Source organism: Natrialba hulunbeirensis JCM 10989 (assembly GCF_000337575.1).
In the GTDB taxonomy this organism is placed as follows: Archaea; Halobacteriota; Halobacteria; order Halobacteriales; family Natrialbaceae; genus Natrialba; species Natrialba hulunbeirensis.
This window is the reverse complement of the sequence record NZ_AOIM01000009.1, coordinates 234,295-247,981: the sequence shown is the minus strand read 5'-3', so window position 1 is coordinate 247,981 and position 13,687 is coordinate 234,295. Positions and strand designations below refer to the sequence as shown.

The following is a 13,687-nucleotide window of genomic DNA, read 5'->3' as shown; positions in this document are numbered from 1 at the left end:
ATCCGTCGTGCTCTCAGACGAGTACCACATGGGACCCACGAACCGATCGCCGACAGCAGCTGCCGACCGAAGCCCTGATTCCGCTGATTTTGGGCGACGGCAACTTCTCGGCGCAGTCGGTGCAGCAGCCCTCGGCGGACTCGCGGGCTGTGTAAGCCTGCCGACCGCGCTTGGCGACCGACTCGACGGCACCGAAGACGTCTCACACTTCCAGAACGGGCTCCGTCGGCTCGGGTACTATCCCGAGGAAACCGTCCCCGACTCGGTCAGCGTCAACTGGTCGTTCCCGGTCAACTACGTCACCCACACCGCCGCCAAATCGAGCCCCGTGCCGACGCCCGACGGCGAGACGATCATCATCGCCGGCGACAGCGGCTGGGTTCACGCCTATACGCCCGAGGGCGAACTGCAGTGGTCCACGCTCACCGGCGCGACGGACCTCGGCTTTCACGGCTCGCCGGCCATCGTCGGCGACACCGCCTACATAGGCGGCTACGACGGCGACCTCTACGCCTTCGACACCGACAGCGGCGATATCGTCTGGCGTACCCGCGCCGACGACTTGCACGGCGCGCTCGCCATCGGCTCGAGTCCCGCCTTCCACGACGGCACCCTCTACGTCGTCTCCGAGTACGGCTCGCCCTCCACCGGTACCATCTGGGCTATCGACCCCGACACCGGCGACCCGCTCTGGTACGACGACCGGATGTGGGGCCAACCCCACCCCTCGCCGACGATCGACCTCGAAACCGGCCGGATGGTCGGCGGCTCGAACGACGGCGTCGTCTACGGCTGGGAGTTCCCGGCACTCGTGTACACCTGGGAATACCAGGCCGACGCCGACGGCCGGGAGCGGGCGGACGGGGCGTTCCGCGAGGGCGCACAGATCAAAGGGACAGTTGCAGCCTACGACGGCTACGGATACGTCGGGAGCTGGGACAACCACTTCTACTGCCTGGATCTCGAGGATGGCGCAGAGGTGTGGTCGTTCGAGACGGGAGCTTCGATCATGTCGAATCCGGCGGTCGACGTGGCGGAGGGAATCGTCTACATGGGGAGCGATGACAACTACGTCTACGCGCTCGACGCCGAGTCGGGCGAGGAAATCTGGTCGGCAGATGTCAACGGTCGCGTGATCGGGGCGCTGACGGTCACGGCAGAGACGGTGCTCGCCGGCTCGTACGACTCGTATCTGTACGCGTTGGACAAGGAAACGGGTGACCGACGCTGGCGCGTCGAAAATCGGGGTCGCGTCACCAGCGCGCCGGTTCCGGTCGACGGACGGATCTACTATGCGGAGCGCGCTGCGTTTTCGAACTATTACGACGATGCCGAGACGGTGATGGAGGAACCAGGGCACGCGTACTGTCTCGTTTCGGACGAGTAAGCGCCGTTCGGGCCGATATGACCCGACGGGGAGCAGCCGGTCCCAGCCGATGCGAAAGCGTGCATTCAAGTATTTGCCGGGACTGTCCTCGCGTATGCAAGATCAGGGACGCTCTACGCGAAAGCGCACCGGCGGTCGACTGAAGAACGTTCGCAATCGCCGAAAGGACGAACTCGGTCGACAGCCTACCGAAACGCAGGTCGGCGAACCACGCTTCCGCACCGTCGACGTTCGCGGGAACGACACGAAGACGCGCGCACTCGCGACGAACGTGGCAAGCGTCAACGCCGGCGACGAGACGCTCTCGGCCGATATCGAAGACGTCGTCGAGAACGACGCCAACCCGAACTACGTCCGCCGAAACATCATCACGAAGGGCGCCGTCATCGCGACCTCCGAAGGTGAGGCCCGCGTCACGTCCCGTCCCGGCCAGACCGGACAGGTCAACGCCGTTCTGCTCGACAACTAACACTACCGTTGCTGCTCGAGTCCGGATCCAAATTTCCGGTGTCCGGGTTCTCACAGCTTATCCTCCCTCAGACTGCACACCTGTGAGCGACTGTGCTCGCCGGGCCTGCGTACGCCAACACGTGAGAACGAAGCCGCTCACGGCGTGACAGCCCACTTTTATATCGGGCGAGAACGAACATCGGCGTACACAATGATCGCCCTGTTTGCCGGTGTCCTCTCGGCCTTCCTCGTGCTCGCGGGCGTGCTCTGTCTGTACGAGTACACGCTCTACGATGCCGCCGAGACGGCTGCCGCCCCGGTACGGTCGCGTTTGTATTTAGCCAGCGTCCTGCTGATCACGCTGCTCGGTCTCGGCGGACTGATCGCACTCGCTACCGCGACTGTCCCCCCGATGACTGTCGTCGGCGTTATCGGCATCACCGCCGCGTTGCCGGCGTTTGCACAGTACCTGTTCCATCAGGAACTCGAGTTGGACACCGGCCCACTGGCCGGTCGCGTTGCTGATCGGTGGCTGTAAACTGAACGCCGTCCCCGGCAAGTGCGAGCGAGTTCCACACCGTTTTTCAATTGATTTCTGCGCCGACGGCCGTCGGTCAGTTTCGGTGGCCACCGATAGCGTCGCGGTCGGTTCCGGCACACCAACGTTTATCGGATCTGTGTGAAAGACTCACTCATGGACGACCGCCTGATCGTTCTCAACAAGGACGCTGACACAGTCTCGTACATCGACCCGGAAACGGGTGAAACGACCGCGACCGTCGAGACGGATTTCAATCCCCACGAAGTGGCAGTCTCGCCGGACGGGGCGCGCTCGTATGTTACCTGTTCACTCGGCGGATCGCTGCTTGCACTCGACAACGACACCCACGAGGTCGTTGATCGCTTTGAGCACGACCACTTCGACTTTCCACACGGGCTTGCAGTCCGTGAGTCAGCAGGAGAACTCTGGCTGGCATCGACCTACAGCAGCCACATGTTCGTCTTCGACGTCGAAACGATGGACCTGCTAGCTGATTTTCCGACGTATCAGGACAAGTCCCACATGGTCACCTTCTCGCCGGATGCGGAGCGAGCCTACGTTGCGAACATCGGCAGCGACAACGTCACCGTAATCGATGCCGACGAGCGGCGAATCGTCGGTGATCCACCAGTCGGCGAGAGTCCGGAAGGGATCGGTGTCGACCCCGAGACGGGGCAGGTGCTCGTCGCCAATCAGGACGACGGTCGCCTTACCGTACTGAATCCCGATAGCCTGGAAGAAGAGAACGTCGCGCTGTTGAGTGAGACACCGATCCGGGTCGTTCTCTCGCCGGACGGACGCTACGGGTTCGTCCCGAATCGAGAATCCAACGACGTCTCCGTGATCGACACAGAGCACGTCCGTGATGGCGAGCGCCGCCCGTGGGAGATTGCGCGGATCCCCGTTGGAATCTGGCCCGGCGGCACTACCTTCGCACCCGACGGCGACCGGGCGTTCGTTGCCAACAACAAGACGAACGATGTCTCCGTCATCGACGTCGATGCCTTCGAAGAAATCGATCGGTACGAAACCGGTCTCCATCCGGACGGGATCGCCTACCTCAGCCGGTAAGGCTTTCGTGGAGTTCGAACGCTATCGCCACGACTACAACCTACTACGGCCGCGGTGCTGCCTTCTGCAACGCCGTCTCCGCAATATTCCCACCGTAGTCCGCACTCCGCGATAACGAGTCCACGATCAACCCAAGCGACTGCGCTTGCACTGGTTCGAGATCCCGCAACATATCGTCGATCGTCCGCGTATGCTCGTCGATATCGAGCACCGCCTCGCGAGCCGCATGGCCCAACTCGTTCGCCTCCGCCGACTCCTCCGCAACCAGCGCATCCATCGACTTCTCGAGGACGTCCGAGGCGTCCTCCTGCAGCGCAACCAACCCCTCCGCGACCGGCTCCGGAATCTCGTCGAGTTTAAGCGCAAGATTGCTGATCTTCGCCGCGTGATCGGCAACCCGCTCGAGCTGGCGTGCACTCGAGTGATAATCGAAGCAGTCCTCGCGGGGGACGCCGAGTTCTTCGGCGGCGCGGGGGGAGCGAAGCGTGGCGCGGAAGATGCGCGAGACGACGAGCCAGAGGCGGTCGACGTCGTCGTCGCGCTGGATGACGTCGTGGGCGATGTCGTCGTCGTTTTCGATGAGGGCGGTGACGGCGTCCGAAAGCATCGAACTCGCGATGAGTCGCATGCGCGAGACGGCGTTGACGATCGAGAGTTCGGAGGAGTCGAGTAAGTCCTGGATAACGACGCTGTCGGTGGTTTCTTCCAGCACTTCGACGCCGACGAGGCTTTGGGTGGCGTTGCGAATCGCGCGACGTTGATGGGTCGTGATTCGGTTGGCCTCGAGGCGGATGATGTCAAAGCCGCTGACGTACATCGTCATGACGGCCCGAGTCAGGCGTTCGCCTTCGAGATCCGAGACGTCGAGTGTCCCTTCCTGGCGATCCGTTTCGCTCTGGGGGGTGAGCAACAGTGCATCGTCCTCTGGGTAGAACTCGACGGTCGTCCCGGCGCTCACATCGTTGTCGGTCGCCCACGTTTTGGGCAACGAAACCGTATACGTTGACCCGCCGGTTACCTGGACCTTGCGCGTCTCCATAGGCACAATTTCGTGTGCCTATGCATAAATCCACGTGGATCTATAGGAAGCCAGATTACGCAATTATCCCACAGAGAGGTGGTTCTAAGGAGGGTAAGGATATTGTGGCGAACTGTCCCACACTGGTATCGATTGGCCCATATAGGGATATATAGATAACATAGTAGGGTATTTAGATGCTATCTCCACACTAGTCAACTGATGGGAAATGAGCCGATAACTGGCAACTCCGACGGGGGGTCGCGGTCTCAGTCTCGGTCCCAGACTCGGTCCGAGTCCCTGTCGACAACCCGTCGGCGCGTTTTACTCGGCGTTTCCGGCTCGACGCTCGCTGGCCTTGCAGGCTGTCTCACCCGTGGGGAAGACAGCGGGCTCGAGGGGGAGATTCGAATCGACGGCTCGAATACACTCAGACCGAACAGTGCCCTCGTCGCCGAGAAGTTCATGTGGGAGAACAATCAGGTGCAGGCGTCGGTCAGCGCCTCGGGAACTGGTGCCGGCTTCCAGCAGTTTGCCCGACGCGAAATCTCGCTCCAGAACGCGAGTCGACCGATCACGGACGAGGAGGCCGAACACTGCCGCGAGAACGGCGTCGAGTGGCTCGAACTCGAGGTCGTTCTCGACGGCATCGCCCTCCTGAAACATCCCGACAACACCTGGTGTGAGTGTCTCACCGTCGAGGAACTCGGCGATCTCTGGGAACGTGGCTCCGAGATCGACACCTGGTCCGATCTCGATGATGACTGGCCCGACGAGGACATTTCGTTCTACGGTCGTGACTCCGCGTCGGGGACGTTCGACTACTTTACCGAACACATCACTGGCGCTGTCGGAAACATCCGCAACGACTACAGCGGAACCCCAGACACCAACAACATTATTCGCGGCGTCAGGGGCAACCAGAACACGATCGGATTCGGTGGGGTTGGATACTACTACGAGAACGAAGAGGATGCCGACCTCATCGGTGTCAACAACGAGGACGGTGAGGACCTCGGCGATGAGTGGGACGATTGTATCGTTCCGACTCAGGAATCGATCGAAGCCGAGGCGTACCAGCCACTCTCTCGGCCGATGTACATCTACGTTCGGCGGGACGAACTCGCTCGACCGGAGTACCGCGAGTTCGTTCGGTTCTATCTCGAGAACACACAGGAGACTGCACGCGAGGTCAAATTCTACGCGATTCCCGACGAGACCATCGCGGAGCAACGCGAGAAGCTAGAAGGCGCAATCGAGGACTACACATGAGTACGGAACCCATAGATCTCAGCCGAAACGGAAACGACGTGGGGACGATCGGGGATCGGCTCGCTCGCTACATCTTCTTCGGATGTGCCGCCGTCACCATCGCGACGACGCTTGCAATCGTGCTCGTCCTGGTCAACGGCGCGACGGACTTCTTCTCGACCGTCTCGCTCACCGAGTTCTTCACAGGCACCGACTGGTCGCCACGAGCGGCCGACAATCCGAGTTTCGGCGTGCTCCCGCTCGTCTGGGGGACGCTGATGATCACGGTCGGCTCGGCACTGATCGCGATTCCGATCGGCACGCTGACCGCGATCTACCTCTCCGAGTACGCGAGTTCACGTGTTCGCCGCGTCGTGAAACCGACACTCGAGATCCTCGCGGGGATTCCGACCATCGTCTACGGCTTCTTCGCGCTCTCGTTTATCACCCCGATTCTCCAGCAGATTTACCCCGGCACGGGAACGTTCAACGCTGCTGCGGGGGCGATCGTCGTCGGCGTCATGATCATCCCGATGGTCTCCTCGATTTCGGAGGACGCGATGTCGTCCGTTCCCGACTCGCTTCGTAACGCCGCCTACGGACTGGGCGCGACGAAGCTCGAAGTCTCGACGCAGGTCGTGTTGCCGGCGTCGCTATCGGGCATTCTCGCCGCGTACGTGCTCGCTATTTCACGGGCCATCGGCGAGACGATGGCCGTCACGCTCGCAGCGGGCGCACTCGCACAGGTGACGATGAACCCGTTCGCAGAGATTCAGACGATGACGGCGTACATGGTCGAAATTGGGACTGGTGACGCCTCGGTCGGCTCGATCGGCTACCAGAGCCTGTTCGCGATCGGCCTGACGCTGTTCGTGATGACGTTCCTGATGAACGTGCTCAGCATGTGGATTCGCTCGCGCTACCGGGAGGAGTACCAATGAGTACCAATACGGATACGAGTACCACGACGACCACGACCTCGACCACAAGTACGGGCGGGGATCCCGACGGCTTCGACCCCGACGGCGATGACTTCGACTTCGACGGCTCCTCGATCAAACGCAAACACCAGCTTGGAACAATCTTCCTCGGGCTGTGTTTTGCCGCGACGATGGTCGGCATCGTCGCGCTGGTCGCCCTCCTCGCGGACGTCCTTCTCGAGGCCCGTGGCTGGCTCACCTTGGAGTTCCTGACGTATCCGCCGTCCCAGATCGCAGAGAATTACGTCCCGAGCAACTACGGCGAACTGTCGACCGGACCCGGCGGCATGTACCCGATGATCATCGGTTCGATCTACCTGATCATCCTGACGGCGATCTTCACCCTCTTCCTGGGTGTCGGTGCGGCGATCTATCTCGAGGAGTACGCGCCTGACTCGGGCCTGACGCGGTTCATCGAGGCAAACATCTCGAACCTCGCCGGCGTTCCATCGATCGTCTACGGACTACTCGGGCTCGCCGTGTTCGTCCGCGCCATGCAGACCGGCGCGAGCCTCATCGCCGGTGCCCTGACGCTGACGCTGCTCATCTTGCCGATCGTCATCGTCCAGTCGCAGGAATCTCTGCGGGCGGTCCCGGACTCGATGCGACAGGCCTCCTACGGTACCGGTGCCACGAAGTGGCAGACCATCCGCAACGTCGTGCTTCCGGAAGCCGTGCCGGGAATCATGACCGGGATCATCCTCTCGCTCTCCCGTGCAATCGGCGAAACCGCACCGATCCTGATGGTCGGTGCTGCGACGACGATGTTCACCCCGCCGGACCTGACGGACCCCACTGGCTCGTTCGGCGCGATGCCGATGCAGATCTACGAGTGGGCGAAGATGCCCGAAGCCGAGTTCCAGCACGTCGCCGCAGCCGGGATCGTCGTCCTACTGACGATCCTCCTGCTCATGAACGCGATTGCGATCCTCATCCGGAACAAGTACGACAAACGATCGTAGTTACGCTGGCCAACCGCCGTCAGTAGTTTTTACTCGAGTACCCCACTCGCCCAGTTCCCGCTGTCGCGGCCACTGTGTCCGACTATAGCACTATATAGATGACATAGTATGGTATTTAGGGATTCGCCCGCTGGAATGGTGTAATGAGCGACCAGACGGACGGTCGACTAGCTGGACTTCGATCGGCGCTGTCGTCGATCCGCCCGAACGCGAACGATGGCTCTCTCACAGGCACGCGTGGGAGTGCGAACACGAAATCGCCCGAAATCACAGCGGCCAGTAGCGAATCAGAATCGGTGGGCCGACAGAGGTCGGGAGCCGATTCCGGTGCCGGTGCCAGTGCCAGTGCGGCCGCGTCGACGCAGACTGATGCGGAGACGACGCCAGCCGGAGAGTCAGGAGCCGGTCTCGCAATGCCGGCTAGCGACAAGCCGCTTGGTTCTCCCCGGGTCGACAACGCCGTCATCGAAGCCCGCGATCTGGACGTCTTCTACGGCGATACGCAGGCTCTCCACGGGATCAACATGGACATTCCCGAAAAGGAGGTCACGGCCCTCATCGGCCCCTCCGGCTGTGGGAAGTCGACGTTCCTGCGCTCGATCAACCGGATGAACGACCTCATCGACGTGGCTCGCGTCGAGGGTGATCTCCACTTCCACGGGAAGAACGTCTACGAAGACGATGTCGACCCCGTCGCCCTTCGGCGCAAGATCGGCATGGTCTTCCAGAAGCCGAATCCGTTCCCGAAGAGCATCTTCGACAACGTCGCCTACGGCCTCCGCGTGCAGGGCAAGGACGACAACATCGAGGAGAAAGTACTGACCGCACTCGAGCGCGCGGCGTTGCTGGACGAGGTCGAAGACCAGCTCGACGAGAGCGGACTGGATCTCTCCGGTGGGCAACAACAGCGTCTCTGTATCGCCCGTGCAATCGCGACGGATCCGGAAGTCATCCTGATGGACGAGCCGGCCTCTGCGCTCGACCCGGTTGCGACCTCGAAGATCGAGGATCTGGTCGAGGAGTTAGCCCAGGAGTACACGGTCGCGATCGTCACGCACAACATGCAGCAGGCGGCCCGCATCTCGGATAAGACGGCGGTCTTCCTCACGGGTGGCCACCTCGTCGAGTTCGACAACACGAACAAGATCTTCGAGAATCCCGAGAGCGACCGGGTCGAGGATTACATTACGGGCAAGTTCGGGTAGGCGGTAGGCGGTTCTCTGGCGTTGCAGTGCGGTCTGCGATCTGTTTTGTCGTTCCGTCCCTCTCCATCTCGTTTTTACAGCACACGACGGCTGATCGCACGCGCTCACAGGTTGGCTACAGCGCCAGCACCACGAAGAGTGCGACGTAGCCGACGGCGACGAGCAGCGCCAGACGGATCCCACGGTGGTTCAGCAGAAATCGGAGTGGTGTATCGTCCACGACGCGTTCGCGGAGCGTGCGTGGCTCGCGTCGAATCCCAACCTGTGAGAGCGCGAAGGCGCTGGGTCGGACGGGCGCGTCGGTTCGGCGGGCCGCGAGTTCGTGCACCGAAATGGTGTGGTTTGCGGTGAGGACCTCTTTTTCGACCGCTGAATCGCGCTCGATCAGCAGCCCCGCACAGGGTTTACAGAGGGTGACGTGCGACGGAGCCGGACGACCATCGTCGCTGGCTGGTACGTCCGTCCAGGCGACGAGTTCGGTCGGATCACTGCGTTCGGCCCCACAGCGTGTACAGCACTGGTCCGCTGGCGTCCGTAACCGGGCGACTGGATCGGGTGCAGTCCGCTCGGGAAAGAGCGGCGCGTCGTCGCGAACGTCGTCGAAGGCGTTGTTGTGCTGGTGGATGACACCGTGGCAGGGCCGACAGAGTGTGAGGAGGTTCTCGAGTTCGTCGGGGCCGCCGGCGGAGCGTGGTACGATGTGGTGGGCCTGAAGTGTGCGGTCGTCTGCGCCGCAGCGGGTGCAGGCGTAGTTGTCTCGGCGAAGCGTTTGCTGGCGGAGTTCCTCCCAGCCGTCGCCGTAGCCGCGGTCGTGGTAGTCTTGCCTGTCGTCGCCGCCGCTGCTGTCGTTGTTGTCGCCGTTGTCGCTGTTGCTGTTGTCGCTGTAGCCGTTATCGGTATCGCTGTCGTCGCTGCGGTTGTCACCGCTACGGACATCGTCGCCATGGCCGCCGTCGCTGTGGTCACTGGCACCCCTGCGACCGGACTCGTCTCGATCCGCGCCGGACACGGTCCCATCAGCCATCGCTTTCGAACGCCTACGTGGCGGAGTTGCAAAGACGCATCGGCAGTGATCGCCCTCGCTAGTACACCCTCCGTCCCGACCCACGACACCCGTTGCACCTGCACCGCGAATCTTTAGGGACAGGGTTGGCGTCGCCACCTGCAGGTGTCACAGATGTCCATCAAAGGCGTTGTCTATCGCGATTCCCACGACGTATCGATCGAAGAAATCGACGAACCCGAAATCGAGCACCCGAACGACGCAATCCTCGACGTGACGACGACGGCGATCTGCGGGTCGGATCTCCACATGTACGAAGGTCGCGCGGGGGCAGACCAGGGCATGGTCTTCGGTCACGAGATTATGGGCCGAATCGCCGAGACCGGCGAGGGCGTCGACACGCTCGAGAAGGGCGACCGCGTCGTCCTCCCGTTCAACGTCGCCTGTGGCTTCTGTGAAAACTGCGAGGAGGGCCACTACGGCTACTGCGAAACCGTCGCGGAAACGCCGGGCGGTGCCTACGGCTACGTCAAGATGGGGCCGTATCAGGGCGGCCAGGCCGAGAAGGTCCGTGTTCCCTACGCCGACTTCAACGCGCTCACGCTGCCCGACGAGGGTAACGAGGAAGACTTCATCATGCTCGCGGACGTGTTCCCGACGGGCTGGCACGGCACCGAACTCGCCGACCTGCAGTCCGGCGAGTCCGTCGCCATCTACGGCGCGGGACCGGTCGGCCTCATGGCCGCCTACAGCGCGAAACTCAAGGGTGCCTCGGAGATCTACGTCGTCGACCGCGTAGAGAGTCGACTCGAGTTGGCCGAAGAGTACTGCGACGCGACGACGATCAATTTCGAGGAGGAAAACGCAGCCGAGGCGATCGTCGACGCCCACGGCAACCCGGTCGACAAGGGCGTCGACGCGGTGGGATATCAGGCGATCGACGGGGCGCGAGACGGCGATCACCCCTACGATCACGAGCGGGAGAACCCGTCACTGGTTGTCAACCAGTTGATTCAGGCCGTCGAGGCGAGCGGGAAGATCGGTATCGTCGGCCTCTACATCTCGGAGGAGCCGGACCCACCGGAACAGATCGACGAGCAGGGAACGCTCGACATCAATCTGGGGCTGGCGTTCGAGAAGGGACTGCGCTTTGGAACGGGCCAGTGTCCGGTCAAGCGCTACAATCGGAAGCTCCGAGACATGATTACCTCGGGGCGGGCAGAGCCGGGCTTCCTCGTCTCGCATACGGTTTCGCTCGACGACGCGCCCGAGATGTACGAGCGGTTCGACGAGCGCGAGGAGGGCGTGACGAAGGTTTTGCTCACCCCCTGAGGTCGTCCACTCCTGGCTGGTCCGCTACGGGGACGGCCGTCGATCCCTGCAGCCGATCGAAGTCGGTGCACGACGTGCAGACCGCTACCAATATTTATCAGTGACCGGCGTGCTGTCTGCAGTATGGCCAGACAATCGTACCAGGAGAAGCTCGCGGAACTCCGCGAGGACATCCTCTACATGAGCGAGGTTGTGATGGAACGCCTTCGCATGGGACTCGACGCCTTAGAACAAAAAGACGAGGACCTTGCCAACGAAGTGATCACCGGCGACAACGAGGTCAACGAGATGTACCTCGACCTCGAACAGCAGTGTATCGAACTGCTCGCGCTCCAGCAACCCGTCGCGAGCGACCTCCGATTTATCGCCGCCTCGTTCAAGATCATCACTGACCTGGAGCGAATCGGCGACCTCGCGGTCAACCTCGGCGAGTACACCCTCGACGCCAAACACGACCTCTTCCCGGATGTCGACGTCCAGGAAATGGGCGAAATGACGCTCGAGATGATCGAAGACGCCATGGTCGCCTACGACACCGAAGACACCGACGGCTGCCGACAGCTCGCCGAGCACGACGACGACCTCGACCATTTCGCCGAACGGGCGAGCGAGATCGTCGTCCGCGACCTCATCGAACGTGAACTCGAGTCCCCCGACGAAGTCGAGCAGTTGCTCCAGGATGTCTCGCGGCTGTTGCTCACGATTCGTGACCTGGAACGAGTGGGTGACCACGCGGTCAATATCGCCGCGCGGACGCTGTATATGGTCGAAAACGACGACGAACTGATTTACTGACGGTTTGAGCGATTTGGGCGGTTTGAGCGATTTTGAGGGTGCTCCGGGCACCGCTCACCGTCACTCCATCTCTTCGAGCACAACCCGACCAGTCGTATCGACAGTCACCGTTCGGCCAGCGTAGGCGAACGTCACACTGCCGCCAGCTCGGTCGAGTTCGGACGCATCACTCGAGTCCGCAAAGAGTGCATCCAGTGCCGCCGGGTCGACGGCGTTGTAGAGTGGCTCGAGTTCGTCTGCGACGGCGAGTACGTCGAGGTCGTCCTGTGCGGCGATAGCAGAGATGACCGCGACGCTCGGTGGCTGTTCGGTGTCGGCCTGGAAGGTGAACTGGTTGTCGTCAGCGGTCGGCCGATCAGCCGTGTCAGCTGTCTCGGAGGGTGATTCGGTCGTTTCTGGTGACGTTGACGTAGACGAGTGGGCTCGCTGTTTCATAGTTGAAGAACGGCTGGGAGCGGGGAAAGCCCGTTCATTGGGTGGCCAACCCTTTAAGTAGGGTCGTCTGCGATCGTGTGCCAGAGCAGGTTCGCCTGTCCGCGCCGGAGCCGGGCAGAGAGCGCCTGATCCGAAATACCGAGTTCGTCCGCAACCTCCGACAACGTCGCCGCCCGCGGTACGTCGAAGTATCCCCGTTCGAGCGCCGTCAGCAACGCCTCGCGCTGGTGCTCGCTGAGTCCGTACTGCTTCGCCTCGGACTCGTGTTCGTGATAAATTCGGCGTACCTGGAATCCAACTCCCTTCTCGAGGCAGCGCTTTCGGTACTCGAGTAAGGTCTCTCGGGATGGAACACGAGCGCTCACGATCGTCTTGTCGGAGACCGTAATGTCGGTGATCGCCACGTTGTACTCGGCGGCTAGGGGGTAGGTCAGCTTTGCTGCGGCCTCATCGGTGAGTGTGACGCCGTACAGGCTGCGATCGCCGAAGGATTCGAGCCTCGTGTAGCTCTCGATCGTCTCGTCGGATGTGAGCGCATCCTCGAACGCGTCGAAATCATCGGCGAACGCCCAGAAAAGCAATTTCGACGTTCCGTCCTGTGTGCCGTAGAGTTCCTCTAACTCGAGCTTTCGGACGACTTGGGCCGTCGATTCGAGGATAGGCGTTCGCAGTTCGTACTCGACGATAAGGGACACGGGTACGGTACGTCTCCGTGCGCGAAGGCGATGATTGTTCGGACGGGTCGGTTGTGGTGACTGTCGTGGTTCCGTCACTGTGCCGGCCGGTGTTCGAGCGCTCACGGGTCACTGCTGGTGGCGCTGCACTCCCTACTCACACTTACGTTCTCGCTCGCGTTCTTGCTCACGCTCACGCTCACGCTCACGCTCACCCCCACACCGCGACGGCACACCCGTCACCAACTGCCCAACATCGTCGATGGTCCGCGTCTCGAGTACCACCTCCGCGGCCGTCCGGATACTGACATCCGACTCGAGTACTACGCCGTGGCAGCGAGCGTAGCACTCGAGCCAGCGATGCATCGCGTACTCGAGCGCGTCGAGTTCGGCTGGCGAGAGCGGAGCGGGTTGACCGCCGGTGCGGGCGTCGATGTAGACCGCGATGGCCTGGCCGACGCCGTCGCGGAGGTACTGGGAGGCGAACGCCGGTTCCGATGGGTCATCGCCACGGGAGAGGGCGTCGTACTCGCGCTCGGCGCGGCGGGCGAGTGCGGCGATTTGGGGGCCGTACTCACTCATG

At 62.1% G+C, this 13,687-nt stretch carries 15 protein-coding genes; 10 read left to right on the top strand and 5 right to left on the bottom strand.

Annotation, left to right across the window (positions count from 1 at the left end; translation table 11 throughout):
* The first annotated feature begins 28 nt into the window (after positions 1–28).
* The 4 genes from C483_RS02400 (at position 29) to C483_RS02385 (ending at position 3,449) form a co-directional block, all read left to right on the top strand.
* Complete coding sequence (locus C483_RS02400; protein WP_006651748.1) at positions 29–1,387, top strand: outer membrane protein assembly factor BamB family protein; 1,359 nt, start codon at positions 29–31, stop codon at positions 1,385–1,387.
* Between the two features lie 94 nt (positions 1,388–1,481).
* Positions 1,482–1,856, top strand: coding sequence for a 30S ribosomal protein S8e (locus C483_RS02395; RefSeq protein WP_006651747.1), 375 nt, complete (start codon positions 1,482–1,484; stop codon positions 1,854–1,856).
* Positions 1,857–2,048: 192 nt separating this feature from the next.
* On the top strand, positions 2,049–2,375 hold the full coding sequence (locus C483_RS02390) for a hypothetical protein (RefSeq protein WP_006651746.1): 327 nt from the start codon (positions 2,049–2,051) through the stop codon (positions 2,373–2,375).
* 156 nt (positions 2,376–2,531) lie between these two features.
* On the top strand, positions 2,532–3,449 hold the full coding sequence (locus tag C483_RS02385) for a YncE family protein (RefSeq protein ID WP_006651745.1): 918 nt from the start codon (positions 2,532–2,534) through the stop codon (positions 3,447–3,449).
* Positions 3,450–3,492: 43 nt separating this feature from the next.
* Here the strand turns inward: C483_RS02385 and C483_RS02380 are convergent, their stop codons facing one another.
* The gene (locus tag C483_RS02380) at positions 3,493–4,488 is read right to left on the bottom strand and encodes a phosphate uptake regulator PhoU (RefSeq protein WP_006651744.1); all 996 of its coding nucleotides are present in this window, start codon (positions 4,486–4,488) and stop codon (positions 3,493–3,495) included.
* A 201-nt stretch (positions 4,489–4,689) separates the two neighbouring features.
* Here C483_RS02380 and C483_RS02375 point away from each other — a divergent pair, with 201 nt between their 5' ends.
* The 4 genes from C483_RS02375 to pstB all read left to right on the top strand — a co-directional run bounded on the left by C483_RS02375 (position 4,690) and on the right by pstB (position 8,865).
* Positions 4,690–5,739 (top strand): PstS family phosphate ABC transporter substrate-binding protein, encoded by a 1,050-nt coding sequence (locus C483_RS02375; RefSeq protein WP_006651743.1) that lies wholly within the window; start codon positions 4,690–4,692, stop codon positions 5,737–5,739.
* Positions 5,736–6,659 (top strand): phosphate ABC transporter permease subunit PstC, encoded by a 924-nt coding sequence (gene pstC / locus C483_RS02370; RefSeq protein WP_006651742.1) that lies wholly within the window; start codon positions 5,736–5,738, stop codon positions 6,657–6,659. The genes C483_RS02375 and pstC overlap by 4 nt, the downstream gene beginning before the upstream one ends.
* On the top strand, positions 6,656–7,660 hold the full coding sequence (pstA, locus tag C483_RS02365) for a phosphate ABC transporter permease PstA (protein WP_006651741.1): 1,005 nt from the start codon (positions 6,656–6,658) through the stop codon (positions 7,658–7,660). Before pstC ends, pstA begins: the two co-directional genes overlap by 4 nt.
* 143 nt (positions 7,661–7,803) lie before the next feature.
* Positions 7,804–8,865, top strand: coding sequence for a phosphate ABC transporter ATP-binding protein PstB (pstB, locus tag C483_RS02360; protein WP_006651740.1), 1,062 nt, complete (start codon positions 7,804–7,806; stop codon positions 8,863–8,865).
* Positions 8,866–8,980: 115 nt separating this feature from the next.
* Here the strand turns inward: pstB and C483_RS02355 are convergent, their stop codons facing one another.
* Positions 8,981–9,889 (bottom strand): HNH endonuclease, encoded by a 909-nt coding sequence (locus C483_RS02355; protein WP_006651739.1) that lies wholly within the window; start codon positions 9,887–9,889, stop codon positions 8,981–8,983.
* A gap of 153 nt (positions 9,890–10,042) precedes the next feature.
* On the opposite strand from C483_RS02355, the gene C483_RS02350 reads away from it, so the two are divergent.
* Positions 10,043–11,200, top strand: coding sequence for a glutathione-independent formaldehyde dehydrogenase (locus C483_RS02350; RefSeq protein ID WP_006651738.1), 1,158 nt, complete (start codon positions 10,043–10,045; stop codon positions 11,198–11,200).
* Positions 11,201–11,323: 123 nt separating this feature from the next.
* Complete coding sequence (gene phoU, locus C483_RS02345; RefSeq protein WP_006651737.1) at positions 11,324–11,995, top strand: phosphate signaling complex protein PhoU; 672 nt, start codon at positions 11,324–11,326, stop codon at positions 11,993–11,995.
* Between the two features lie 60 nt (positions 11,996–12,055).
* On the opposite strand, the gene C483_RS02340 is transcribed toward phoU, so the two are convergent.
* The 3 genes from C483_RS02340 to C483_RS02330 all read right to left on the bottom strand — a co-directional run bounded on the left by C483_RS02340 (position 12,056) and on the right by C483_RS02330 (position 13,686).
* On the bottom strand, positions 12,056–12,430 hold the full coding sequence (locus tag C483_RS02340; protein ID WP_006651736.1) for a HalOD1 output domain-containing protein: 375 nt from the start codon (positions 12,428–12,430) through the stop codon (positions 12,056–12,058).
* Positions 12,431–12,483: 53 nt separating this feature from the next.
* On the bottom strand, positions 12,484–13,125 hold the full coding sequence (locus C483_RS02335; protein ID WP_006651735.1) for a helix-turn-helix domain-containing protein: 642 nt from the start codon (positions 13,123–13,125) through the stop codon (positions 12,484–12,486).
* A 132-nt stretch (positions 13,126–13,257) separates the two neighbouring features.
* Positions 13,258–13,686 (bottom strand): hypothetical protein, encoded by a 429-nt coding sequence (locus tag C483_RS02330; protein ID WP_006651734.1) that lies wholly within the window; start codon positions 13,684–13,686, stop codon positions 13,258–13,260.
* Between the last annotated feature and the right edge of the window lies 1 nt (position 13,687).

Coding starts and splice junctions, on each gene's coding strand:
- C483_RS02400 (WP_006651748.1), top strand. CDS start 29: ATGGGACCCACGAACCGATCGCCGACAGCAGCTGCCGACCGAAGCCCT.
- C483_RS02395 (WP_006651747.1), top strand. CDS start 1,482: ATGCAAGATCAGGGACGCTCTACGCGAAAGCGCACCGGCGGTCGACTG.
- C483_RS02390 (WP_006651746.1), top strand. CDS start 2,049: ATGATCGCCCTGTTTGCCGGTGTCCTCTCGGCCTTCCTCGTGCTCGCG.
- C483_RS02385 (WP_006651745.1), top strand. CDS start 2,532: ATGGACGACCGCCTGATCGTTCTCAACAAGGACGCTGACACAGTCTCG.
- C483_RS02380 (WP_006651744.1), bottom strand. CDS start 4,488: ATGGAGACGCGCAAGGTCCAGGTAACCGGCGGGTCAACGTATACGGTT.
- C483_RS02375 (WP_006651743.1), top strand. CDS start 4,690: ATGGGAAATGAGCCGATAACTGGCAACTCCGACGGGGGGTCGCGGTCT.
- pstC (WP_006651742.1), top strand. CDS start 5,736: ATGAGTACGGAACCCATAGATCTCAGCCGAAACGGAAACGACGTGGGG.
- pstA (WP_006651741.1), top strand. CDS start 6,656: ATGAGTACCAATACGGATACGAGTACCACGACGACCACGACCTCGACC.
- pstB (WP_006651740.1), top strand. CDS start 7,804: ATGAGCGACCAGACGGACGGTCGACTAGCTGGACTTCGATCGGCGCTG.
- C483_RS02355 (WP_006651739.1), bottom strand. CDS start 9,889: ATGGCTGATGGGACCGTGTCCGGCGCGGATCGAGACGAGTCCGGTCGC.
- C483_RS02350 (WP_006651738.1), top strand. CDS start 10,043: ATGTCCATCAAAGGCGTTGTCTATCGCGATTCCCACGACGTATCGATC.
- phoU (WP_006651737.1), top strand. CDS start 11,324: ATGGCCAGACAATCGTACCAGGAGAAGCTCGCGGAACTCCGCGAGGAC.
- C483_RS02340 (WP_006651736.1), bottom strand. CDS start 12,430: ATGAAACAGCGAGCCCACTCGTCTACGTCAACGTCACCAGAAACGACC.
- C483_RS02330 (WP_006651734.1), bottom strand. CDS start 13,686: ATGAGTGAGTACGGCCCCCAAATCGCCGCACTCGCCCGCCGCGCCGAG.